Origin of the sequence: uncultured Clostridium sp. (assembly GCF_934754915.1) — a bacterium.
In the GTDB taxonomy this organism is placed as follows: domain Bacteria; phylum Bacillota; class Clostridia; order Clostridiales; family Clostridiaceae; genus Clostridium.
In genome coordinates this window covers 1-24,340 of sequence record NZ_CAKVKB010000046.1, presented here as the reverse complement: position 1 = coordinate 24,340, position 24,340 = coordinate 1, and the positions used below count along the sequence as shown (strand labels likewise).

The window sequence follows — 24,340 nt, the reverse complement described above, 5'->3', positions numbered from 1 at the left end:
AATTTTTTACCTTTTCTAAATACTATATAACCATCTTTTCCGTTTAATACATTTTCACTTACTGGTGTATGATTAACGCTCTCTAAAAATTCTTTTTGCTCCTTAGTTAAATTAATATCTTTAGGTATGCAATAAAATCTATTAAAGAATTGTTTTAATGTTTTATCATTACTTTCTCTTAAATAATATTCTGTACTCATAATCCCCCCTAAATTTGTTCATTTATAATAAATGATATTGTTCACTTATTAAAAATAATACAGTAAAAATTTAAATAAAAAAAGATACAAGGGAAAACCCTCATATCCTAATCACTCAATATTAAACCCCGGTACTTAATATCTATTTAAATATAGTATTCTAATAATAGATGCAAATAGCACTATACACACTTTATTAAAGACCATTTTTTGAGGGTATCTATAAAAGCCCCTCTTTCCTCATGTTAGTTATATGCCTTTCTAACGTTTTTATTGGTATATTTAATTGTTTTGCTATTATTGTATTAGTAAAATTTTCTCTCTTTAAATCAGCTATATTCCTCTTTAATTCCTGTATCTTTGCTTGTTTTGGTGTTAATCCCTCTTTATTTCTTGGCGTTCTTTTTTCATTCTTTCTTCTATATTTCTCACAAGTAGATATAATAGTTAATAGTTTTCTTTGCTCCTGCTCTTCTAAATCTAAAGCATTAATTATATATTTATTAGTGAATTTATATCCTTTGTTATTATCCTCTTGAAAGTGTTTTACTGTTCTATTTACACTTCTGCATACTGATATTAATTCTTTTGCTTTATATGGCTCTTTAAAGCTTTTATTAAACTCCTTAGTAACTTTAATTAACTCTTCAACTGTAACCTCATTTACAAGCCTATAATGATAACTATAAAGCATAATTAAAGTATTTCTGTACCCTTTAATATCTCCATTTCTTAAACTCACTATATGCTTAAAATCTTCTATACGGCTCATATTTAACGTATATAAGTTTTTTGTAGGTAAATAAGTAATTTTACTTTTATTATTTTTATATTGCTTATTCACCTTAATATAAGCCTTTTTTAAATCAAATATATTATATATATTGCCATTGTTTTTAAGCATACTATAACATTTGCTATTACTTTTACTGTTTATACTTCCTGGTAACCTTAAAAGTCTTGTAGGGTCTTTTACTCTACTATCTACTGATATATTTTTTATACTTCTTTCCAATTCTTTTATTATGTTAAATAAATAATTCTCTATCTTTTCCCAAAGGTCTAAAAGCATTATATGACAGTTATTAATATCCCAATATATATGTATTCCTCTACCACTATTTATATATTCTGTTGGTTGTGGAATTTTCTTTTCTTCAACTAACTGCTCTACTGCTCCAACTACTTCAAATTGGTCTATTGGTTCAGTACCTGTTTTATGGTCTATATCAATATAAAATCTATGTAATTGCCATAAATATTCTCTTTCCCTTTTTATTGGCGAATTGAATGTATTAGGCGTGTAATATATATCTTTTTTATTTTTATATTCTTTTGAATTTATTTCTGCTGGACTAATTGCTTCAAGTCTTTTCATTGTTCCATTTGAAGCTTGTACTATATGTGTAAATCCTAAATCATATTCTAATTGTGCTATTCCCATTTTTTTCTCCCTTTCTGATGTACAAAAAAAAGCCCTTCTAGGTGTAACCCTAAAAAGGCTATTGAAATTCATCAAAAAAGGTGTTAAAATAACATCATCTAAATGACTTCAAAGCTTTTTAGGTAGTACGGTTACCTATTTAGTTGCTTTTAAATATATTCGCAGTATATTTGAAAGCATGAGGTCTTTTTTTTATTTTTAAATTTAAATATATTATACCTCATGTATTCCAAATATTCCATATGTTCTTATTATTTTCATTTCATCGTCCTCCTAGTGTTATATACCCATAAAATAATGATACAGTACCTTTTACTTTAATTTCAACTTTTTTAATTACATTTCATTGAAATAATTCATATTATTTACGTACTCATACCATATAAAATTAAAATTTTACTGTATAAAACATTATTTGACTTTTTATTGTTGGTTTTATAAAATATATAAGTCTTGAAAATAATACTTTTTATATGGATTTATAATTATATTCGGCAATAAATTTTATAATCTTGTCCCTATTCTGTTTATAAAAAGATTTATCACCAGTTAAAAAGTAAATACATAATAGACTTAAATCTAACATCTTCAATGGATCATCTTCTTTATTAATATCAACTCTAACCTTTTCACTAGCTTTTATCATTTCTGAATAATAATATTGTTTTGCTTTCCCTTTATGCTCTATGTATTTGGCTCTTAAATTATTTTCTATTTCTTTAATCATTCATACCTCCTGCAATTATAATGCTCTTATAAATTCCTCATAATGTTCATATAATCCAACATAAGCGTCTAACATTGAAGCTACGCCATCAATTCTCTGCTTTGCTGATTGATTCTTAATTGGTACTATATTCCCGTTTCTATCTTCTTTAACTCCCGTATTAGTTAAGCACCATTTTAAAATTGGATTATTATTATAATTAATCTTTTTTGCTTTAAGGTCTGCCCCTAGTTGTTGCATTGGTAGGCTCAAAGTTTTTGCCCCTTGAATACATCTTTCCATTTTAAAGCCATGAGATTTCATTTCCTCAACCCAGTATTTAGCTGAATAATTATCATAGTAAATCCATAAAGGTGTTATTCCATAATTATTGAGCATTTCAATAAACCAAGCCGTAACATCACTATAATTAATGCTATTACCATTACATAGCCTTATTAATCCTCTTTCTAACCATTTATCATATGGTATTTTTTCAATCTTAACTCTTTCATTAAAATTTTCACTAGGTAGCCAATACATTTGATGTATATATCTTTTTTCTGTTTCCTTATCTATAAATAATAATGTTGCACATGTTAAATCTGTTGTGATGGATAAATCCGCTCCCCCTATTGCATAGAAATTTTTAAAATTTTCTATATCAAAAGTTTCTGTATTATTAATATCATCAAAGTTTAACCATGCATTACTTAGGGTATTTCTTATATTAAAATCCTTAGTTAATACCCCGCTTAAATCTTTCGGACTATTCTTTGCTTTTTCTACTTTCCTTTTTAGGTCATCTAGCTTTTTTATTGCTCCTAATGATGGATTCGATTTGCTCCAACATCTTTCATCTAACCATTCCTCTTTTTTATCTAATTCATATATTATCGGCAAAAATGTATCATCTTCGAAAGTTCCATCTACAATATTGCATGAATACTCATAAATATCATCAAAAATACACTCTCTTACTGTTCCAGCAGTAGTTATCATTATTAATAACGGTTGCCTTCTTGCTGATTGTGATTGTTGCATTACCTCATATAAATTTCTATCTTTTACGCCATGTAATTCATCTATAATTACACAATGTGCATTTAATCCGTCTAATGTGTCAGAATTTTTTCCAAGCGGTTGGAACTTACTCATGGTTAAAGGGAAATATAAATCACTCTTTCTCTTCTTGATATGCTTTGATAGATAAGGGCTTTGGTTTATCATATTTAATGTTTCATCAAATACTAGCTTTGCTTGGTCTTTCTTTGTAGCACATGAATATATCTCTGCTCCTGCTTCATTATCTGCTATCATCATGTAAGCAGCTATCCCACTAAGCATTGTTGACTTTCCATTTTTCCTTGCTACATAAAACATACTTTCTTTATATCTTCTTAAATTAGTTTCTTTATCTATAAAACCAAATAATGCTGATATATACGCCTTTTGAAATAATTCTAGTATTACAGGTTTTCCAGCCCACTCACCTTTACTATGCTTACAAAATGTTTCAATAAATTTTATTGGTCTTAATGCTCTTTCTTCATCAAATATATATTTGTCTGAATTATAAATATCATTTACCATTTTTTCATATTGCTTGTACACTCTATTAGATACAACATATTCACCAGCTTTTATTTTCTCAAAATATTCAATAACATAATTCATTATTTTTGTTGCTCCTTAATGAAAGTCATTAATGGATCTGCTTCTTCTACTATTTTAACTGGTGGTAATAAATCTACTAATTGTTTTGATAAATTACTATAATTTTTTAATGTTGTATTATATCCCTTTAATGCTGGATTCTCTCTTAAAAATTCTTGTTGCCCTTGCTTAAATAATGTTGTTGTACCTTGTGTTTCAACTTCTTCTTTCAATTTATCTAAAGTTCTTTGAATGAATAAAAGTTCATTATAAATATTTTGTGCTATTGGTAGCCTATCTTTTGGAATTAATTTCAAAACTTTTTAAGTTGCTTCATCTCTTTTGATATATCTTTATTTTTCTCAAACATTTCTTAAAATTCACCTACTTTCTTTGTTTTACCCTACCCTAAAATTTAAAATTTCTTGGAGGGGTTTAATTAGGTAGCCACTCGGCGTGGCTGGTTAAATAATATCCTTGTTATGTGGGGGGGTATAAATTAAATCTCCATTTTCATCAAATGCTACACCATCAACTGTTGCTCCACCAATTCCATGAACACTATTGTGGCACTCTAAACATAAGGCTTGTAAGTTATCCCAATTTAAAGTTATATTAAAGTCATTTATATTCATTGGTGTTATATGTTTCTTATGATGAACTATCTTTGCTAATCCTCCACATCTTTCACAAATATAATTCTTACTCTTCATAAATGAACTTCTACACTTAATCCATTGAATACTATTGTAGAAGCCTTTTGCATATTCTTTAGCCATTATTACTCCTTTATTTATATAATTTTTTATGCCTTGAATGTATTTTTACTATGAGAATGTTACCTCCCACCTACACCACCTTAGCAATTGATACTATGCCATTTATTAACACTCTTAAATATCAATGTAACCTCATATAAAAAACATTACTTATTTAATCTAAATTAATATTTTATTTTCTTTATTGCATTATTTAATCTCTCTGTATCCATACCAATATACGCTAATGTTGTTGCACTTGATTGATGTCCTAATGCCTTTTGAACTAATCCTATATCCTTCTTATTGTCCATATATAACCAATATGCAAATGTCTTTCTTGTTCCATGACACCCTAAGTTCTCTATATTAAAATACTCTTCTATCTCTTTCATAATCCTATAAGCTTGTGTCCTTGTTATTGGTTGATTAATTCCTTTCCTGCTCTTGATTAAATAATCATCATCTTTCATATCTTCTGTATATTCATCAATTAATTTCTTTAATTCTCTATTTAATGGAATATTTATCATCTTTCCTGTTTTTTGTTGCTTTATTTTTAAATTCCACTTTCTTCTTACATCTTTTACTTTTAAATTTAAAATATCGCTTATTCTGAATCCGCAATATATCCCTAATCCAAACATAATGGCGTTTCTTTGGTTTTCACCTTCTAAACTTTTCATTATATTTTTTACTACGCTCTTATCTTTTATAGGCTCTGTCATTACATCACCCCCATTTTTTTGACATATGTTCATAATTTAATTCTTGAATAAGTTTTACAACTTCTTTAAGCTCTTTATCTATATCTAAATCACTTAAAATTATTTTTGTTATATCTGTGCCTATATATTTTCTTTCTCCAATATAACTATTTGTTTTAACTCTATATCCTAATTCGTTTATGTAATTGGCTACTGCTCTTACACTTTCTAACTCTAAATATTTTTTAAATACTATAGTTTCAAAATTATCATCTTCTTTTATTTGAGATTTATTTTCTAGGATATTAATTATTTTTTCAATTTTCTGTATTTTTTCATTATGTTTTTTAATTATCTTTTCCTCTAGCTTCCTATATCCTTTTATTTTACTTTTTATTGCTTCACTCATTTTCAGTCCTCGCCATTGAACTTAATACCATCAAAAGGTTATTTATAGGTTTTTCATAATGCTCAAAATTTTGGTCATACATTGAACATATTAAATATCCTGCTAGAGTTTTAACTAATGGATTAATCGGCTCTTCTTCCCATCTCGAGCCTGTTTTAGTTTCTAAGTAATCTGGAATTGATTTTATAAGTCCTGTTATAAGTTTGTCATCAAAGTCATCTTCAAGACTCATCCTTAAGTTTAACTTTGCTTCTTCTAGTGTTAATATCACTTCTTCACCTTCTTTATTAAAAAGGTGTCCAAATCGGACACCCTTTGATTTTATCCTTATTTTGATAATTTTATAAATGCTTCTGCAACTAATGGCTTAGTGTCTGCTATTGCTAATGCTCTGTAATCAATTATTCCATATTTGAAACTACTTTCTCTTGATGTTTCTATAACTATGCCCTCTGGAATGTTGAAACCTAAGTAATTAAAGTTCCCTAAGAATATAGTGTCATCTGCTATATTGTCATCAATGATAACAGGCTTACCCAATATGTATCCTATATTCTCATTCTTTGGGTCTGATATAAATATCGGTCTGCCTGTACCATCTACAAGTCCATAGATTGAATTATATAGAGTTGCATTATTCATAGCCCATTTTGCTCCTGCTGAATATCCTCTTTTTAATTTCGCTAACATTTTAGTTAAATCTGTATAAGCCACATTATCTGTAAATGTAAAGCTATTTTTATTATTCCATGTAATTCCTGTTGCTATTCCAGTCCCTTGATTTGTTCCAGTTCCGTTTACTAATGAATCTGCTATACATTCCATAACACAATTTGTTAATTCTTCGATAATATAGCTTTCAAATGCTGAAATACTCATTTTCTTTGAACTTGCTGAAATAGAGAATATTTTTATTATTTCATATCCAGCAAATGAAACTTTAGCAATGTTTTCTGCTGGATTTTCTGAATCTACTTTTTCACCTTCTGTATGCCACTTTGCTTTTGTGCTAGGTGTTCCAATAGGTACTGATATATTAGATGGAATATTAAAACTTCTGCAATGAGATATTAAACCTCCCATTGTTCTAGCTTTTTTAATTATTTCATTTAATGTATGAGTTGGTAAAATTGCAGCACTATTAGTTGTTGTACTAAATGCATCTGCTCTTTTTTCTGTATCAACTATTTCCATAGCTCTTTTAAAAGTTCTTTCTTCTTCAACTGTTAACTTTTGCCCTAACATTGTTTTAAAAAACGCATTTCTGTATTCTGTACTTTCAAATACATCACCTGGCACTCTTTCTGTTCCTCTATTAAAATTCATTCCTGTTATTGGGTTAAACTGTGGATTCCCTTGGCTTCTTTCTTCAATATTTTCCTTAGCTTGTTTTAAACCTTCTAGTTCAATATTTAATTCTTGAATATTTATATTAGGGTCTGTATTAATTAAATTCCCTATCTCTGCCGTTCTCTTTTCAATGTCTGCTATGCTATGATTTCTATAATAATTAAATGCTTCTGCTATATTTTTAAATTTCATTTTTAAATACTTCCTTTCAAAATTTGATTTATTTTTATTCTTAATTCATCTTTTTGCTTGTCCTTGTCCTGCTCTGCTATTATTTGATTTCTAGCTTCAACTGATGTAGTTTGATAAGCTTGAAAAGGAACTACGCTACATTCATAAACTTTTTCTATTTTTGTTATTGTTCTAGTATTAGTTTTACTATCATAAAAACTGCCGTCTTTTGGTACTTTAAAAGCAAAACTCATACCTGTTAAATCACCCCTGCATACTGCCGTATGTACTGCCCTAGCTTCTTCGGTGTTTGGTAAAACTGCCCTCATATGAAGACCCTTATCATCAACGCTGAATTGCATTGTCTTTGGTACTCTTGCAAGTGGTAATTTATTAAAATCATGATTATATAATAAACGTATGTCGCTTAGGTCTGCCGAATCCAAAGCCCCACGCTTTATGACTTCTTTATAACTTCCCATAGGGTCATTAATTATTGTTTCTTGGTCAAATACGATTGGTGTTCCTATTAACTCCAATTCATTATTGCTCTGTATTTTGGTGTTTCTTATTTCCTTCATTTTTTACCCCTTTCTTATTCATTTGGTATTCATCAACTATTTTTGTATTAGCAACATTTAAGGTCTGTACCCTTCTCTCCCCATCTTCTATGCTAGGTAGATTTAATATTTCTAATGCTTGATTTACTGTAAATAAGCCTAATGGGAATAATTCTTTTATCATATTTACTTTTGTTGTATTACTAGCAAATTGCAATCTATTAGCTTCCATAAGTATTGAATTACCAAAGGCTTGTTCCCTTTGAGTAAATATTTTATCGGTTAATTCTAATGAAATTTGAACTCCTAATGCTTCTACTACACTTTCATAAAAAGCTGACCATTCATCTTCATTGTATGTACTATTAACGATTTTCTCTGATACTCCTAAGTAATCATATATTTTTTGCTTTATTGCTGACATTTGCTCATTATCAATGGCTACACCTTTAATTTCTAAAGGAACATAATCCATTTTGCTATCTAATGCGGCTATTCCTCCATTATTGCTTATAGATAAATAATCTTTGATAAACTCTTCTTTTTCCTTCTTTAAGTTCTCTGGACTTAATATCTGGTTATACTTTAATAATCCTTTTATTGTCGCACTAGATTTTATAGAATTTGCTATACCTTCATTCTGTGTATGTGCTAAATCCAAAGTATTTAATATTGCCGTATTTTTATCACCTAATAAATCATTTGAATTATAAAATCTTCTTATGGTGAAAACATCTCTAAAAGGTAGTGTTACCTGCTTATCTCCAGCAAAGAAAAATCTACAATATAATTCTCCTGTTAAGTCTGTTAAGTATTCCATGTTTACTGGACTTAATGGATATATGCCTGTTAATTTTCCATTTTCATCTTTCTGTAGATAAGCAAATGCATTATTGTATAAATAATAATGAGTTACTATCTTGTAGATCATATCGTATGAAGTCATATATTGATTAGGTCTTACTTGTAATATTCTATTTAAGGAATTATCTCCATCTTTTCTGTTTCTCTCTATTGTTACAACATGAACTGGCTTTAACTTAGCCACATTTCTCGCTATTGAATCAACGGCTGACCTGTAAATATCACTTTCATATGCATTACCACTAAACTGTGTAAATATTGCAGGTCCACCGTTCATTACTTCTACTCTTCTTTTTGAGGATTGTTCTTCTTGTTGAACTCTATTTCTAAAAATTTTGCGTAATAATCCCAAATCTTATATCCCCCCTCATTTATTAATTCTTCTATTTCTTCATATGTTTTTGGTGTATTTTTTCCCTTCATAAAAACATAATGAAATCCTAGTCTAGCAGATACAAACACAGGAACTATATGGTTGTGTGTAAGTTCTTTTAATACTTTCCCATTAAACTCTAACCTTATTTCTAGTTCTATTGAATATGGCTTTACCATAGTAATTCCATTATTTACAATTGTTCCATACTCTTCCCATTCTTCTTTTTGTAATTTTTCTATCTGCTCTTTAGTGTAGCCTTTTCCTTTCAAATAATTTTCTATATAAATATATTCATCAAAAATAGTGGTTTCATATGTTAAGGCTTCCTCTATTTCTCTGTTTGAAAATATATTCTCTTCAAATTCTTTTTTACTTTCTACATATTGTATAAAATTAGACCCCTCATACAAATTATTTAAAATATATGCTAATTTACCTTTAGTTTTCCCTTTTCCAAGTATACTTGTTCGTTTATTTCTTTCTAATTGTTCAAGTAAATATGTACTTATTAAGCTTGATAAATCAACATCTTTTTTTACTGCTTCTTTTTCTAATTCTTCCAATAACTTTTCTGCAATAAGTATCCCCTTCCTTACTGGTCGACCTGCCATAATAAAATTACTCATATAATTTTGATACTCATATTGTCTTGGAAGATAAGAAATTATATCTTTTTTAACTTCTATTATGTTTCCTGCATATCTTTTAAATGCTAATTCAGTTCCTCTTTTTCTAAATCCATGTATCTTATTATTATCCATATAAAATGCTCCTTAATTTACTAAATGTAATATATTAATTTTATTTTATTCATTCGTAGACACCGCGGGAAATTTTTTTTAAAAAAGGATAACGCCAAATTTGCGTTATCCTCTTTAAGTTATTATTTAAATTTATTTTGAATCTCTAATAATTTAATTATTATTTCATCTAAATTATTATTTTTCATTTTTATTTCCCCTTTTCTTTCTTTGAATATCAACATATCCCTTAGTAAAACCGAAAAGAAAATCTAAATATTCTTTATCCTCAATTTTATTAATTATCTTAATTATCCATTCTTTCTTAAATTCCTTATCCATTATCTAACCACCCCAAATCTCTTATATATTACTGCTCCCTTTAGGGTTGGTATAACATTATGAGAATTACACTTCTCTATGTAGTTTTTTAATGTTTTTATGTTCATTGGTAATTAATCCTCCTTGAATTAACCACCCAATTAAGATATAATCTAATTGCGTTGAGAGTCTATCCTTATGGGTGGGCTTTTTTTTATTCTTCTTTTTTCTTATTATCTTCTTTTACTAAATCAATAACATACTTATTAACTGGTTTTCCATTTTGAGCTGCTGAAGCTTTTAACATTCTTTTTTCATCTTCTGTTATTTTTAATTCAAATCTAACTTTCTTTTGTTTTTCCATTTCCTCACCTCCTGTAATTATTATAGCCGTACTAGTACGGCTATGTCAATATTTTTTTTAATATTTCTATTATTCTTTTTTTCATCACATCACAACCCTTGTATTTAAGCCACTTTTGGCTATATCTTCACACTATTTCACCACACTTTATAAAAGTTCACACCTTATTCACCACCTTAAAAGCTAGTAATCTCAAGGCTTTGCGTTGAATATGTGCTAAAAATTCACACCTCCTTATCCTGCCCCTTTAAAAAGGGAGTATTTTCTTTAAAATTAACCACTAAAATATTTTTAGGGGGTATTACTCAAAGGGAAACTTCCTCTCCAATTACTTTATTGGATAAGTGGAAATTCCCCTTATGCTCCTTTGGTGATTAGTTCAGGTTTGCACCAATTAAAATTAATAATGAAATTATTTCAGTTACCCTTATATTTTATCAGGCCAGAATTAAATTTTAAGCATAACAAAAAAACTGCGCAGAATATAGCCCTACGCAGTCTTTTTTATTGTTTTTAAACAGTTTTTAATAGTATTGAAATAATCTCCAATCCCCTAATATTTTTTTATTTTTATTTTTTTGAAAGTAATTCTATAAATTCTTTTTTAGCTTCTTCATTTTCAAACGTACTAATTGGAATAATTGGAGTATATATTAAAGAGTTATTATCATTTCTTAATATATATATAGAATCTTCAAATTCTAAAATATTTTTTATATTATCAAATGAAAATTTATCTACGTGATTATTAGAGAATTTATAGATTATTTCATGTTTACATACTTCTAATTCTTTTTCTGGTAGAACCTTATATGATAATATTAATCTTTTAATTATTTTTTTTGAAATTGAAAAGTATATCTCAGGAAAATATAAAAAGAATATAGCAGGAATTAAAGTTTCAAGTGAAACTAATATTATTTGTATATTTGTTATTTTATGATTAAACCAAAAAAAACAACCTATTAAAAAAATTATTAAAAAAATTATTGGAAATATTTTTTTTAATATTTTAAGTTTCAATTTTTCTAATTTTAAGTAATTAGTATATTGATCAATAGTATTAGTATAAATGAATTTCATAATCCTCCCCCTATTTATGGTATAATTTGATAATACATTAAATTATACCATAATTTTTTTAGTTATAAAATTAATCTTTATTTAGTTTAAGGAGTTGTATATATGCAAAAATTTTTAACTTTGTTAATAAAAATAATAATATTCTTAATAATGCTTTTTATTATTATAGCTTGGATTTATTTATTTTATTATTTGAATAAAGTAACATCTAAATGATATAGAGATCTAAGCAAAAACTTTACTGTAAAGTTGTGTTATCAAATTGATAATAATGGCTTAAAACCGTAAATTTAAAAAAATAGAAATGAAAAAAACTGCGCAGAATATTTAAATCACGCAGTTTTTTATTAAAGCCTTGATATTACTAGACTTACAAAATATTATTTTTATAATATTGATTTTTTACGCATTTTTATTAGATAAAACGCGCAGTTTGATATTAACTAACGGAATTTTTCGGTGGTTAATAACGGTGAATATAAATCACCATTTCGCCAACTTGTTGTCTAAATATTACTTAATATTACAACAGTAATAAACTTTTATAATATGGCTATTTTACTATATTACTAAATATTATAAAATATTACTCAATATTATCTAAGGCATATTTTAATAAGCTACTAACTATATCCTGCCTTTTATACATCTTGTATTTATCAAATAAATTTTCTAGTTCTTGATATACTTCTACATCAATTTTGAACGTTTTAGTTGTGGTATTCTCATAACTATTTATAAAATTTTTATCTGAACGGAGGTCTCCGTTTAGATATTCTTTAGTACAACATAATTTTGTGTTATACTCTTCAACTTTCTTCTCCAGCAACTCAATTCTCTTTAAAATTAAATTTATATCTTTTGGATCACTCGCCTTACTTTTATTTTTCACCATCAACTTTTCGCTATCCAAAATTGGATTTTTGACAGCCGAATTTTCGGCAGTTAAATTTTTTATTTCAACTGAACAATTTTGAGCGGTTAAAGTCATGTTATCCGACTCTAAAGTTTTCTTATTTTCTTCTTTCCCAACGTGATGGGAAAATCCTATTATCCTTTGTCCTGCTCTTAATGGCTCAAACCCATTAACCTTAAATCTATTTAATATAGTATTTTTTGATATTCCTAGGCTCTTACATATAGCATTAAAATTATTATTCTCCTGCTTTAATTCCTCATTGAAATAATCAACTTGACCTTTTATATCCAATTGGTTAAATTCCTCTCTATTCATCTGTAACCCCCTAAAATACATATATTACAAAAATAAACTATTATAATATATTATATTACCAAATATTACCTTGATAATATATTCTTATTTTATGTAATGACGGAAATCTTTCCGAGTTATATTAATTATTTTTCTCTTTCTTATTCTCTTTCTTCTTCTATTGCGTTACTGTAACGTTACTGCAACGTTACTTTAATATTTATCATTCATAATCTTACTTATTGTACCAAGGGATACTTTATATTTCTTTGCCTTTGCTCTATAGCTTCCAGTATCATTTTTAATCTGCTCTACTTGTTCAGCACTTAATTTTTTACCTTTTCTAAATACTATATAACCATCTTTTCCGTTTAATACATTTTCACTTACTGGTGTATGATTAACGCTCTCTAAAAATTCTTTTTGCTCCTTAGTTAAATTAATATCTTTAGGTATGCAATAAAATCTATTAAAGAATTGTTTTAATGTTTTATCATTACTTTCTCTTAAATAATATTCTGTACTCATAATCCCCCCTAAATTTGTTCATTTATAATAAATGATATTGTTCACTTATTAAAAATAATACAGTAAAAATTTAAATAAAAAAAGATACAAGGGAAAACCCTCATATCCTAATCACTCAATATTAAACCCCGGTACTTAATATCTATTTAAATATAGTATTCTAATAATAGATGCAAATAGCACTATACACACTTTATTAAAGACCATTTTTTGAGGGTATCTATAAAAGCCCCTCTTTCCTCATGTTAGTTATATGCCTTTCTAACGTTTTTATTGGTATATTTAATTGTTTTGCTATTATTGTATTAGTAAAATTTTCTCTCTTTAAATCAGCTATATTCCTCTTTAATTCCTGTATCTTTGCTTGTTTTGGTGTTAATCCCTCTTTATTTCTTGGCGTTCTTTTTTCATTCTTTCTTCTATATTTCTCACAAGTAGATATAATAGTTAATAGTTTTCTTTGCTCCTGCTCTTCTAAATCTAAAGCATTAATTATATATTTATTAGTGAATTTATATCCTTTGTTATTATCCTCTTGAAAGTGTTTTACTGTTCTATTTACACTTCTGCATACTGATATTAATTCTTTTGCTTTATATGGCTCTTTAAAGCTTTTATTAAACTCCTTAGTAACTTTAATTAACTCTTCAACTGTAACCTCATTTACAAGCCTATAATGATAACTATAAAGCATAATTAAAGTATTTCTGTACCCTTTAATATCTCCATTTCTTAAACTCACTATATGCTTAAAATCTTCTATACGGCTCATATTTAACGTATATAAGTTTTTTGTAGGTAAATAAGTAATTTTACTTTTATTATTTTTATATTGCTTATTCACCTTAATATAAGCCTTTTTTAAATCAAATATATTATATATATTGCCATTGTTTTTAAGCATACTATAACATTTGCTATTACTTTTACTGTTTATACTTCCTGGTAACCTTAAAAGTCTTGTAGGGTCTTTTACTCTACTATCTACTGATATATTTTTTATACTTCTTTCCAATTCTTTTATTATGTTAAATAAATAATTCTCTATCTTTTCCCAAAGGTCTAAAAGCATTATATGACAGTTATTAATATCCCAATATATATGTATTCCTCTACCACTATTTATATATTCTGTTGGTTGTGGAATTTTCTTTTCTTCAACTAACTGCTCTACTGCTCCAACTACTTCAAATTGGTCTATTGGTTCAGTACCTGTTTTATGGTCTATATCAATATAAAATCTATGTAATTGCCATAAATATTCTCTTTCTCTTCTTATTGGAGAATTGAACGTATTAGGCGTGTAATATATATCTTTTTTATTTTTATATTCTTCTGAATTTATTTCTATTGGACTAATTGCTTCAAGTCTTTTCATTGTTCCCTTTGAAGCTTGTACTATATGTGTAAATCCTAAATCATATTCTAATTTTAATATTCCCATTTATATAACCTCTCTTCATTTAGTTCAACAAAAAAGCCTTCTAGGTATTATTATCCTAAAAGGCTTGAAAATTCTTTAACTAAATGCTATACTGTCCTTAGTTAAAAGGCTTCAATGCTTTTTAGGTAGTACGGTTACCTATTAAGTAACTTTTAAATATATTTGCAGTATATTTAAAAGTGCGAGGTCTTTTTTTATTGTTTAAATTTATTATACCATCACATTTCCAAATATTCCACTTTTTAATACTTATATTTTCAATAATTTTAATTTTCAAAATTAAATCTTTTTCCATCATAACTGGCAATAATGTTTATTAATTTCTGTCTATTCTGCTCGTAAAATAATTTATCTCCAGTTAAAAAGTAAATACATAGTAGGCTTAAATCTAACATTTCAAATGGATCACTCGACTTATTTATATCAATTCTTACTTTTTCACTAGCTTGTATCTTTTCTGCATAATACTTTTTAATATCCTTTAATGTTCCATCATAAGCTATATAATCTTTTCTTAAATTCTCTTTCATTCTTCTTTTTCCTCCAATGCTTCCCAGTGAAATATTTCTCTTGGGTAATTTATTTTTATATCTTTATAAAAATATCCTATAAGCTAGTTTATCACTATTCAAATTGGGATAGTCCTACTTTTACATTCACTCATCTATTTCTATATTAAAGTGAGTGATTTATGTTCACCCACTTTTAAATTCTTCTATTATTTTTTCTAACTGTAAATTACATCTGAGTGAACAAATCGTTCCCCCAGCTAAAACAAGTCTTTTTGAAGGACTTATTTTTTTTGCTTTGCTGAGTGCAAGTTTGCACCGATTAAAATGCTACGTTCCAAATATAATAATTAGTCCATAGTTTGGTATACCATATGTATACAATTTGGATACACAGGTTAGGTAAGGATAGATTAGGTAAGAATAGGATAGGTTAATATAATACTAAACAGATATATCCGTTTAGTTTGTATAAAATATTTATAATATATATTTTCTTTTTCTAGGGGGGCGACGTCGGACGACGCATCTTCAGATGAGTCGGTCGAGCAAACCGACCCACTTTTAAATATTTTTATATTCACTATATACTTATAGCTTAGATTTATTTAAGCCTTTAACTCATAATTTAAACCTAGTATCGAGATTTCATTTCCGAATTTTATAAATACTCTTTCCCAACTTATCGGGAAAAATTTCACCACCTTCATAATAAATTTTCAAAATATAAAAAAATATTTTAAAATGCATAATACACTCTTTAGAATGCCTTTAAAAAACTATTTCAGAAAAATCCGAGGTCAATTTAATTGACCACAACTTAAATTTTAAAATATATGATGTATTATCTTGATACATGACCCTGTAATTCACCGGGTCAGCTTATATTTATGAAATTCAAAGGTCGTAATTTCCTACTTTTAAAATCGTCAATACCGATTTTAGAGTTAATAGTTAAATTTCCGTTGTTGGTATTTCCAACACCTAAAACATTTAATATAAAAAGAGGGCAGCAAAATATTTTGCCGTCCTCTTTTAGTTATATTGATACCGTCAAATTGGCGCTTTCCCCACATGTGGAGATTTTTTATATTGCAACGCTGATTAAAAATCACCGTTGCAATATATTTATTATTCCTCATATAATTTAATCCATCTGTAAAGAGTTGCTCTACCAACACCTAATAACTTAGCCATTTCTACTTTTGTTATTTCTTTATTTAACATTTTGTCATAATATTTTTTAAAGTCTTTCGGTAAATCACTAACTTTCTTTTCTTCTCTACCAAACCATTTACCACTCTTGGTAGCAACTTCACCAGTATTTGATTTTATCTCTTTTAATCTTTCTATACTCTGTAATGTTCTTTCTTGGATAGTTTCTCTTTCCATTTCTGCTATTGCTCCAAATATACCTATTAATAACTTATAGGTTGTTGTGCTAGTGTCGATACCCTCTTTTACTAAAATAACTCTAACGCCTTTATTAATTAATTGCTCTACTATCTCAATTAAGTCCTTTAGGTTTCTTCCTAATCTGCTGATACTTTCACAATAAAGAATATCTCCTTCTTTTAATTCATTCATCATTTTAATTAATTGTGGTCTTTCTTTATTTTTTCCAGTACATTTATCTATATATTCCTTATCAAACTTTATATTTAATTTATCTAATTGATATTCTTGTCTACCCACTTCTTGATTTAATGTACTTACTCTTAAATAACTTACTATCATTTTTAACTCCTCACTCTATCAATTCTTATGAGTTAATTATAATATGTATCATCAAACCCATTAAGTATAATGATACATATTTAATAACGATTTTAAGCCATTTATTAGGTGTTTTCTCTTAAATTCTCCACGCATCGTTAAACGTTCGTTTTTTGATACACTTTTTTTATTATTGTAAAATTCCTTTATTTTTAATTCACTTTTAGTGTTATTAACTCCAAAAGTTTTACATATTCATCTTTGGATATTAATACAATATCTTCTTTCAGAAATACATCAATAACCTTATCTGCAAAACAAATATTTTTATTTACTTTTATATTTTTTTCTTTTATAAAAGGATTATTTTCATTTGTAAAAACAACTGGTTTTAACTTTGTTATTACCTTTGATACTTGATTTTCTGTATTTCTTTTAGTTAAAAATCTTTTTTTTGAAAGCTTATCAATGTTCCATTTACATTTAGCCCATTCATTTACTAAATCATATTCTGATGGATCTAGCCATATTTTAATTAAAATTTTATTTATTTTATCCCCTTCTTTATAAGTTTCTTCATCATATTCTTTGATTTTCTCTAATAATTCAATTTCTTTTTGTTTTAACTTTTCTACCTCCTTTCGTTTCATTTCTATCTTTCTTCTTTCTCTTACTTTCTTTTTGTTTTTTCTGCTTGGATATAAAAGTATGCCATGCTCTTCATACTTCATGTGTAGTATTGCAATAAACATAGCTTGTCCAAACTTCTTAGTTACAGTTCTTTTTATATACCCTTTACGCTCTAATAATAATTTATATAATTCCATATCACTCATATTGAGATACCCTATATCCTTATTTATCAACGCACAAAACTTTTCTAATTCGCCCCACTCTCTAAAATAGGTATCAATAGTTTCTTGTGTCATATTTTTATCATTTCCCCAATCTATTATAAAACTTACTATAAACCCCATTCCTAAATCTTCTGGTGTAACTTGTATCTTGAAATCATCTATCCACTTTCTGCTATAAAAATTTTTTCTTAAACTTGTTACTTTCATAATATTTTAGAAAACTCCTTACATAATTAACCCTAAGTTTTATTCCCCTTCGCTCAATATCTACTTTCTTTAAAATTTCTGAATATAAAAATAAATCTTGTTCTATTACTCTGTTCCAACTCTTATTTATAAACTTAAGGTAAAAATCAAAATCTAATATAGCGTTCATATACCCTTTTATAGTATTAAATCTTTTTCCTTTATTCTCATTTAGTAAAAAATCAATTAATATTGCTCTTATATTAAAATCTATTTAATGTTTTCTTATTCTACCTACTTTAAAAATTCTCAATTAAAAATGCTTAAATGATATTACCAATATAAAAATGGTAATTTATACTTTTTATATTTATCTGTATCAAAAAACCTTATTTATTTCCATAAAAATTTTAAAAAGTATAGTAAAAACAATATAAATAACTAACCACTTTTGATATGGTTTTTTAGTACATTTATTAAAATATAGTTTAATGATACAAAAAAAAGATGATACCCTATTTCAAGACATCATCTTTTTATTTAGAAAGAGAGAATATTAAATTATTTTACAACAAATTTTACTACAGATTTATTTACCTTTGGCTTTTAATACAGTTGTAAGCTTCTTTTGATAGTAAAGAGCTTTCTTTTTATTTTTTGGTACAAATGCATCATAGTACACTCTATCCTCTATTAAATCCCCACTAATTCCTGGTGGGTCTTCATGTATTTTATATTCAGCTAATTTTACTGGTGAAGTTGTTGCCATTGGATGACCTATTAAAAAGCCACACTCTTCAGGCACTCTATTTGATGGTACTTTTAAAACAGACATTCCATCATATTCAGCTACTATCCCTTTTATTCTCATATCATGACCTATATCAGTTTCCATTGCTATATCTTTTGATTTTTTCATTACTCTATATGTTGCTGGAGTAACTAATAAAAATCTACCATCTTGTGGTACTTCGCTTTCGTCTAATGCTTCTGTTGCTGAATCCACCACCATTAAACTAATACATAATCAAAGTCATATTACATATTTTAAGTAGATTATCTTCTTTTTTAATAGATTATAATTCATTACTAATCTCACTTATCACTCTTTTAAATCTAACATATATGTAATTTGTTCATGAAAAGCTCTTAATTCTTCTAATTCTGAATCAAATACATATCTTATTTCCCATTCCGTACTTCCCCTAACTTCTGCCAAACAACCAGTATAAGCTGGCTCTTCTGTTAAAATCGATACCTCTATTAAATCAATATCTACTAGGTATCTTCTTTTTAAACCATTTTTGATATTTTCCCACCTATCTTTTTTAGCAACAAAACCAAATGACCAACCTTTAATATTCTTTAATCTAGATTCTTTGATAACTTCTTTATCATAAATTTTACACTTTACTCTTAACCCTATTGCATCTTCATATAGTTCTAAATTACCTTTTTCAATTGAACCTAATTCTCTATCTTTTTCATGATTAAATAATAATTTAACATCATCAGCTTTTCTTAATGCCCTGCTCCAACCCCTGGGTAATACCTGTTCAATAAAGCAACCAGTAGGAGAATATATTTTTTTGCTATCTCTAGCTACTACATTTACATACCCATCTACAGTAATGTAATCTTTTTTTATTTTAATTTCCATATAATGTTCACCTATCTGTTTTTGATTATATTTCTTAATGTTTCATAAACAATATCAGGATCTGCCCAACACTTTAAATAAATTTCATTTTTTCCTTCTCCATTAACATTAGCCCCTTTTAATACATTGCTTGAATATTTAAAACATTTCTTTTTTAAAAAATGTTTTCTCCCTTTGATATAAACTATTTCATTCTTAATTTTTTTTTCTTCTTCTTTTATTTTATTTAACTTCTCAATAGCTGCATTTAATTGTTCATCATATTTAGATTCTACCTTTTCTATATCATTAACCATTTTTAATATATCCCCAGCAAATAATCCAGCAATACTATCTCTTAAAAATTGAATCTCTTCATTATTTTCCGAAATATCATTTTTTAATACTTTTATTTTCTTTTTAAATTCAAATGCTTTAATTAATCTTTTATCATTATCTTCTTCATTTAGGCTTGCAACCATTTCTAATTCTACTTTTTTTAATTCTTCTTGTAACAGTTTTTCCTTTTCTTCTCTGATATTAATTTCATTTTCAATTTTTTTTTGTTTCTTACTATACTCCTCAAAAATCTTAGTTGACTCTTTATCATAATTTTTAACCATACTTTTACCACCTCTTAATCATATTTTTTATATTTTCATATTAAATTTTCTTATTTTCGGGGATTTTTTTAAGAAAAAGTTGAAATCGGGTTTTTTTAGCTTTCTTTTTCAACATTTTTATAGGCCCCGGGGTATTGTACCCTAGTACATAGCGCTAGAGTATTGTTTATTTTTAAAAATATAATTATTGCTATATTGTTTTATAGGAACAAATGAACTTTAAGCAGATAATAGTGTTTTTGGTATGTGTACCTTTTATTCAAATATATTTACTTCTATATTCTTAATAATCAATTCCTTTGCTTTCAAGCTCTTTCTTCTTAAGCTCCAGTAACTCTTTATCATTAATTACTTTATGTGGATTGTCATTCCAATACCTTGCTTTCCTATTATTTAACCAATATTTCTGTGCTACTATATCAGGCTTGGCTCTTTTTGTAACCTTTATTACTACTGGGGTTTCTTTTATTACCTTCTTACCATTCTCGTCAAAATAAACTATCCGTTCTTTTGATACTTCTTCTTCTTCATATTCATAGCCTAAAGCACTATTTAATAACGTTAATTCTACATTCATGTTTGCCCTTATTTTTGACTTGTCCAAAGCGGACAAAACTTCCTTATTTTTTTGCTTATAACGCCTTAAAGTTCTATCTGATATGCCTAATTTTTCTGCTATTTGTTTTTCTGAATATCCCTCTAATGCCCATGTTGCAATACTTTCAAGATGTTCCATTATATTTACTTTCCCAATTTCCCCACCTCCTTTTATTTTGTCCAAAATGTCCACTATCTGACCAAAACTATTTTAAATTTTGGGAAATAATTATTTAATTTTATAATTTTAAATTTTTAATTTTTTTTACCTTTATTGAAATATCCCCTTAAGCATTGATTTTACTAAGCTTATCAATAATTTATTGTATTTATATGAATCGGTAATATGGGGTACGATTACGGATATATATTTTTTAGTGCATATATATGTAGTAATTTTCATTTCACTCTTTGAATACACACCAATTATTTTTTTACGGTTTTAGTATCTAATCAGTAATATATTTTTATATTTCTGATTCAACATCTTCATAGTTCATATTTCCACCAGATTCCTTTTGAATTCTATAATGCTCTTCTAATAAATCAATATCTTTTACTAAATCACTAACTTGCTCTAATGAATATCCTTGTGCCATTAAGTAATATCTCTTATAAGTGTCAATGTCTTCCCATATATCCTTATAAGTAAATTTAATTGAATACTTAGAGATATTGTCCTTCATTTCTTTTAATGTTTCTATTTTCTCATTATCATCTCTAAAAACATGTGCATATTCGCACATAGTATCTATATATTTATCTTTAAGCTTATTATCTGTAGTTGGCCTATTTTTCTCTAATTGATCTAATAGTTTTTCTTCAATTATTAAAGATACTGGTAGCACTCTTTCTTCTGCTTCTTGAATTAATTCATTAGCTAATTGAATACTTAATTCTGATTCAATTATTATTGTTTCACAACTACAGTATTCATCTCTTGGAATATCTCCATAGTGATTCTTTGTATCTATGCCTTTATATCTCTTAAACCATAACTCCATACATCTCTCAAAAGGTTCTTGCTGAATTACTTCATTATGATAATCTTTATGGTAATGCATCCCTAACTTCTTGCTATATTTAAAGCCTTTCTCCCTTATTATTTTCCTTAAATACTCTTCATTCATTCTTAATTCAAGTGCTATATTTTTTAGGTTTTCTCCTTTATCAATTCTTTCTATTATTTCTTTTATAAACTCATAAGAATAGCTCATTATTTTCTCTCCCTTTTATTTATAATTCTCTTTTCCCAAAGCTTTTTTCTTCCAATAATTTTCTATATATTTTTTTCTTTTATCTGGATTTCTCTTGTAGTATTCTCTGTAATACCTTCTTCTTTCTTCAATAGCTCTTTGCTCTGCTACTTTCTCTTGCTCCACAACTCTCACACCTTTTTATTTTTATTTTTATTTCTTTTTCTATTTTTATTTTATTTCTATATCCGTCACCCCGTAAAATAGTTTTTTATGAGTATTATTTAGTAAAGTATATAAAAAAGGAGCTATTAATATAAAAAAGTATGCTTTGAGTATTTTTATACTAATAATCTCTAAAATTTATATTTTACTGATTATATATATTTAACTTTAATTTCTATTATTTTTCATATATCTAATCAATGTACTTTTTGATATTCCTGTTATTGCTGCAATTTCTTTATAAGTATGTGTTTCTATCATTGCAACTGCTTTTCTAACTGCTTCTCCAGTACATAGATATCCATTTTCCTTTAAATCTACTGCTAACGCTTTATATGAAACTCCTATAGATAACTTCTCAATAACTCTAAACTTATAAAATATTAATTCCCATTCCTCTAAACTATAATTAATTCTTCTATTTTTCATTTTTTACTGCTCTCCTATTCCAGTACCTTTTATTCCATTCTTTTCTCTTATCTTTATTTTCTTGATAATATTGCTTAAAATATTCTCTTTTCTTTTCTTTATTTTTGTTATAATACTCCCTTTGATATTCCCTTCTTTTCTCTTTATTCTTAGAATAATATTCTCTTTCATATCTTCTCTTCTTTTTCAGCATCACTTAAAGAAAAATCGTTCTCCATATCCTCATCCCCCTTTATTGTTATTATTTTTGTTTTAACTTGTATTTGTATTAAATTTTACATCATATTTTTATAAATACTTTCATTTCTCCATTTCTTTTTTACGGACAAATTAGAATACAAAAAAAGACCATCTTATCGCTAAAAATAAGATGATCTTTGTTATTCATATTAAAAATGGATATAGTTTACCCCAACCCATAAAAAAGTAACATTTCTATTGTAATTGGATATAGTTTACCCCAACCCATTCAAAGTGGACATTTCTATTGTAATTGGATATAGTCTACCCCAACCCATTAAAAGGGGTCATTTAAAACTATATTAAAAAATATTTTGCATTATTAATTTTATTATTAATTTTATTATTAATTTTATATTATGTCAATTACTGCTTTTTATTTTTAAATATTTTCTGCTTATTTGCTAATATAAGAGTTTTTTATTTTTATTTAATGTTTTAATATGTATTTGTATTAAATTTTATCTAATAATCTTGTGGTCGTTTTTATAGCTATATATTATTTTTCCTTTTATAAATAATAAAAAAAGGATAACGCCAAATTTACGTTATCCTCTTTAAGTTATTATTTTAATTTATTTTGAATCTCTAATAATTTAATTATTATTTCATCTATTTTCTTATCTTGCATTTTTTATTTTTTTCTCCTTAACTCCAAAATACCCTCTAGCAATATTATAAAAAATATCTTTTGTATTTATTATTATCATATTATCCCACCATTCCCTCTAATCTTAATATTAAGCCTTGCTCCAATCTATTTCTTAGCATATTTATATCTAAGCTTATTATGTTTTTATCCATCAATATTCTTTTTATCTTTAATGCTCCTGCAAGTGTCAGATATATAATAGTTTCATCTTCATAAAAAACATTATTATATTCTTCAAATTGCACTCTTAAAGCTCCTTGACCTAATCCATTAAACTCAACACAAGGTATAAGGTTTTTTATATACTTACTAACGCTTGTACCTAAATACTCTTCCAGTTCCTTTTTTACTATTACTGGCTTACCATTTAGGTTTTTAACTAATCTCATTCTACTCATTATCTAACCACCCCAAATCTTTTATATATTACTGCTCCCTTTAGGGTTGGTATAACGTTGTGAGAATTACACTTCTCTATGTAATTTTTTAATGTATTTATATTCATTGGTAATTAATCCTCCTTGAATTAACCACCCAATTAAGATATAATCTAATTGCGTTGAGAGTCTATCCTTAT

General features: G+C 26.8%; 31 protein-coding genes. All 31 read right to left on the bottom strand.

Annotation, left to right across the window (positions count from 1 at the left end):
- Window positions 1–200 (bottom strand): hypothetical protein (locus Q0F58_RS09145; protein WP_294375363.1); only part of this gene is annotated, 200 nt, incomplete at its 3' end.
- 220 nt (window positions 201–420) lie between these two features.
- Window positions 421–1,644: a hypothetical protein gene (locus Q0F58_RS09140; protein WP_294375360.1), complete on the bottom strand. Its 1,224-nt coding sequence runs from the start codon at window positions 1,642–1,644 to the stop codon at window positions 421–423.
- A 469-nt stretch (window positions 1,645–2,113) separates the two neighbouring features.
- Window positions 2,114–2,371 (bottom strand): hypothetical protein, encoded by a 258-nt coding sequence (locus tag Q0F58_RS09135; protein WP_294375357.1) that lies wholly within the window; start codon window positions 2,369–2,371, stop codon window positions 2,114–2,116.
- 15 nt (window positions 2,372–2,386) lie between these two features.
- Entirely contained in the window at window positions 2,387–4,027 is a 1,641-nt protein-coding gene (locus Q0F58_RS09130; RefSeq protein WP_294375354.1) for a terminase large subunit, read from the bottom strand.
- Window positions 4,027–4,323, bottom strand: a complete 297-nt coding sequence (locus tag Q0F58_RS09125; protein WP_294375352.1) for a hypothetical protein — start codon at window positions 4,321–4,323, stop codon at window positions 4,027–4,029. The genes Q0F58_RS09130 and Q0F58_RS09125 overlap by 1 nt, the downstream gene beginning before the upstream one ends.
- A gap of 147 nt (window positions 4,324–4,470) precedes the next feature.
- The gene (locus Q0F58_RS09120) at window positions 4,471–4,785 is read right to left on the bottom strand and encodes an HNH endonuclease (RefSeq protein WP_154821310.1); all 315 of its coding nucleotides are present in this window, start codon (window positions 4,783–4,785) and stop codon (window positions 4,471–4,473) included.
- Window positions 4,786–4,949: 164 nt separating this feature from the next.
- Window positions 4,950–5,492, bottom strand: a complete 543-nt coding sequence (locus Q0F58_RS09115; RefSeq protein WP_221701660.1) for a tyrosine-type recombinase/integrase — start codon at window positions 5,490–5,492, stop codon at window positions 4,950–4,952.
- Window positions 5,493–5,496: 4 nt separating this feature from the next.
- Window positions 5,497–5,880: a hypothetical protein gene (locus Q0F58_RS09110; protein ID WP_294375347.1), complete on the bottom strand. Its 384-nt coding sequence runs from the start codon at window positions 5,878–5,880 to the stop codon at window positions 5,497–5,499.
- Window positions 5,873–6,151: a head-tail connector protein gene (locus Q0F58_RS09105; protein WP_294375340.1), complete on the bottom strand. Its 279-nt coding sequence runs from the start codon at window positions 6,149–6,151 to the stop codon at window positions 5,873–5,875. Before Q0F58_RS09105 ends, Q0F58_RS09110 begins: the two co-directional genes overlap by 8 nt.
- Window positions 6,152–6,207: 56 nt before the next feature.
- Window positions 6,208–7,422, bottom strand: a complete 1,215-nt coding sequence (locus Q0F58_RS09100) for a phage major capsid protein (RefSeq protein ID WP_294375339.1) — start codon at window positions 7,420–7,422, stop codon at window positions 6,208–6,210.
- A gap of 2 nt (window positions 7,423–7,424) precedes the next feature.
- Window positions 7,425–7,982 carry an HK97 family phage prohead protease gene (locus tag Q0F58_RS09095; protein ID WP_294375336.1) on the bottom strand — a complete coding sequence of 186 codons (558 nt, stop codon included), beginning with the start codon at window positions 7,980–7,982 and terminating at the stop codon, window positions 7,425–7,427.
- Complete coding sequence (locus Q0F58_RS09090) at window positions 7,945–9,177, bottom strand: phage portal protein (protein WP_294375333.1); 1,233 nt, start codon at window positions 9,175–9,177, stop codon at window positions 7,945–7,947. The genes Q0F58_RS09095 and Q0F58_RS09090 overlap by 38 nt, the downstream gene beginning before the upstream one ends.
- Window positions 9,108–9,962 (bottom strand): hypothetical protein, encoded by an 855-nt coding sequence (locus Q0F58_RS09085; RefSeq protein ID WP_294375331.1) that lies wholly within the window; start codon window positions 9,960–9,962, stop codon window positions 9,108–9,110. The genes Q0F58_RS09090 and Q0F58_RS09085 overlap by 70 nt, the downstream gene beginning before the upstream one ends.
- 177 nt (window positions 9,963–10,139) lie before the next feature.
- Window positions 10,140–10,283, bottom strand: coding sequence for a hypothetical protein (locus Q0F58_RS09080; protein WP_221701666.1), 144 nt, complete (start codon window positions 10,281–10,283; stop codon window positions 10,140–10,142).
- Window positions 10,284–10,476: 193 nt separating this feature from the next.
- Window positions 10,477–10,626 carry a DUF1778 domain-containing protein gene (locus Q0F58_RS09075; protein ID WP_195951814.1) on the bottom strand — a complete coding sequence of 50 codons (150 nt, stop codon included), beginning with the start codon at window positions 10,624–10,626 and terminating at the stop codon, window positions 10,477–10,479.
- 570 nt (window positions 10,627–11,196) lie between these two features.
- On the bottom strand, window positions 11,197–11,709 hold the full coding sequence (locus Q0F58_RS09070) for a hypothetical protein (protein WP_195951813.1): 513 nt from the start codon (window positions 11,707–11,709) through the stop codon (window positions 11,197–11,199).
- 586 nt (window positions 11,710–12,295) lie between these two features.
- Entirely contained in the window at window positions 12,296–12,943 is a 648-nt protein-coding gene (locus tag Q0F58_RS09065; protein WP_294375318.1) for a hypothetical protein, read from the bottom strand.
- A 192-nt stretch (window positions 12,944–13,135) separates the two neighbouring features.
- Entirely contained in the window at window positions 13,136–13,450 is a 315-nt protein-coding gene (locus Q0F58_RS09060; RefSeq protein ID WP_294375315.1) for a hypothetical protein, read from the bottom strand.
- Window positions 13,451–13,670: 220 nt separating this feature from the next.
- Complete coding sequence (locus tag Q0F58_RS09055; RefSeq protein WP_294375311.1) at window positions 13,671–14,894, bottom strand: hypothetical protein; 1,224 nt, start codon at window positions 14,892–14,894, stop codon at window positions 13,671–13,673.
- Window positions 14,895–15,160: 266 nt separating this feature from the next.
- Entirely contained in the window at window positions 15,161–15,424 is a 264-nt protein-coding gene (locus tag Q0F58_RS09050; protein ID WP_294375309.1) for a hypothetical protein, read from the bottom strand.
- A gap of 1,110 nt (window positions 15,425–16,534) precedes the next feature.
- Window positions 16,535–17,140, bottom strand: a complete 606-nt coding sequence (locus Q0F58_RS09045) for a recombinase family protein (protein WP_294375306.1) — start codon at window positions 17,138–17,140, stop codon at window positions 16,535–16,537.
- A 191-nt stretch (window positions 17,141–17,331) separates the two neighbouring features.
- Window positions 17,332–18,183 (bottom strand): hypothetical protein, encoded by an 852-nt coding sequence (locus tag Q0F58_RS09040; RefSeq protein ID WP_294375302.1) that lies wholly within the window; start codon window positions 18,181–18,183, stop codon window positions 17,332–17,334.
- Between the two features lie 568 nt (window positions 18,184–18,751).
- Window positions 18,752–19,174 (bottom strand): hypothetical protein, encoded by a 423-nt coding sequence (locus Q0F58_RS09035; RefSeq protein ID WP_294375299.1) that lies wholly within the window; start codon window positions 19,172–19,174, stop codon window positions 18,752–18,754.
- Between the two features lie 90 nt (window positions 19,175–19,264).
- The gene (locus Q0F58_RS09030) at window positions 19,265–19,822 is read right to left on the bottom strand and encodes an HK97 family phage prohead protease (RefSeq protein ID WP_294375296.1); all 558 of its coding nucleotides are present in this window, start codon (window positions 19,820–19,822) and stop codon (window positions 19,265–19,267) included.
- Window positions 19,823–19,833: 11 nt separating this feature from the next.
- Window positions 19,834–20,424: a hypothetical protein gene (locus tag Q0F58_RS09025; RefSeq protein WP_294375294.1), complete on the bottom strand. Its 591-nt coding sequence runs from the start codon at window positions 20,422–20,424 to the stop codon at window positions 19,834–19,836.
- Between the two features lie 283 nt (window positions 20,425–20,707).
- Entirely contained in the window at window positions 20,708–21,205 is a 498-nt protein-coding gene (locus tag Q0F58_RS09020) for a LuxR C-terminal-related transcriptional regulator (protein WP_294375292.1), read from the bottom strand.
- A gap of 283 nt (window positions 21,206–21,488) precedes the next feature.
- Entirely contained in the window at window positions 21,489–22,238 is a 750-nt protein-coding gene (locus Q0F58_RS09015) for a hypothetical protein (protein ID WP_294375291.1), read from the bottom strand.
- A gap of 15 nt (window positions 22,239–22,253) precedes the next feature.
- Complete coding sequence (locus tag Q0F58_RS09010; RefSeq protein WP_294375290.1) at window positions 22,254–22,403, bottom strand: hypothetical protein; 150 nt, start codon at window positions 22,401–22,403, stop codon at window positions 22,254–22,256.
- A gap of 207 nt (window positions 22,404–22,610) precedes the next feature.
- Window positions 22,611–22,871 (bottom strand): hypothetical protein, encoded by a 261-nt coding sequence (locus tag Q0F58_RS09005; protein ID WP_294375286.1) that lies wholly within the window; start codon window positions 22,869–22,871, stop codon window positions 22,611–22,613.
- Between the two features lie 3 nt (window positions 22,872–22,874).
- Complete coding sequence (locus Q0F58_RS09000; protein ID WP_294375284.1) at window positions 22,875–23,042, bottom strand: hypothetical protein; 168 nt, start codon at window positions 23,040–23,042, stop codon at window positions 22,875–22,877.
- A gap of 780 nt (window positions 23,043–23,822) precedes the next feature.
- Window positions 23,823–24,161 carry a hypothetical protein gene (locus Q0F58_RS08995; RefSeq protein WP_294375281.1) on the bottom strand — a complete coding sequence of 113 codons (339 nt, stop codon included), beginning with the start codon at window positions 24,159–24,161 and terminating at the stop codon, window positions 23,823–23,825.
- Window positions 24,162–24,340: the final 179 nt, after the last annotated feature.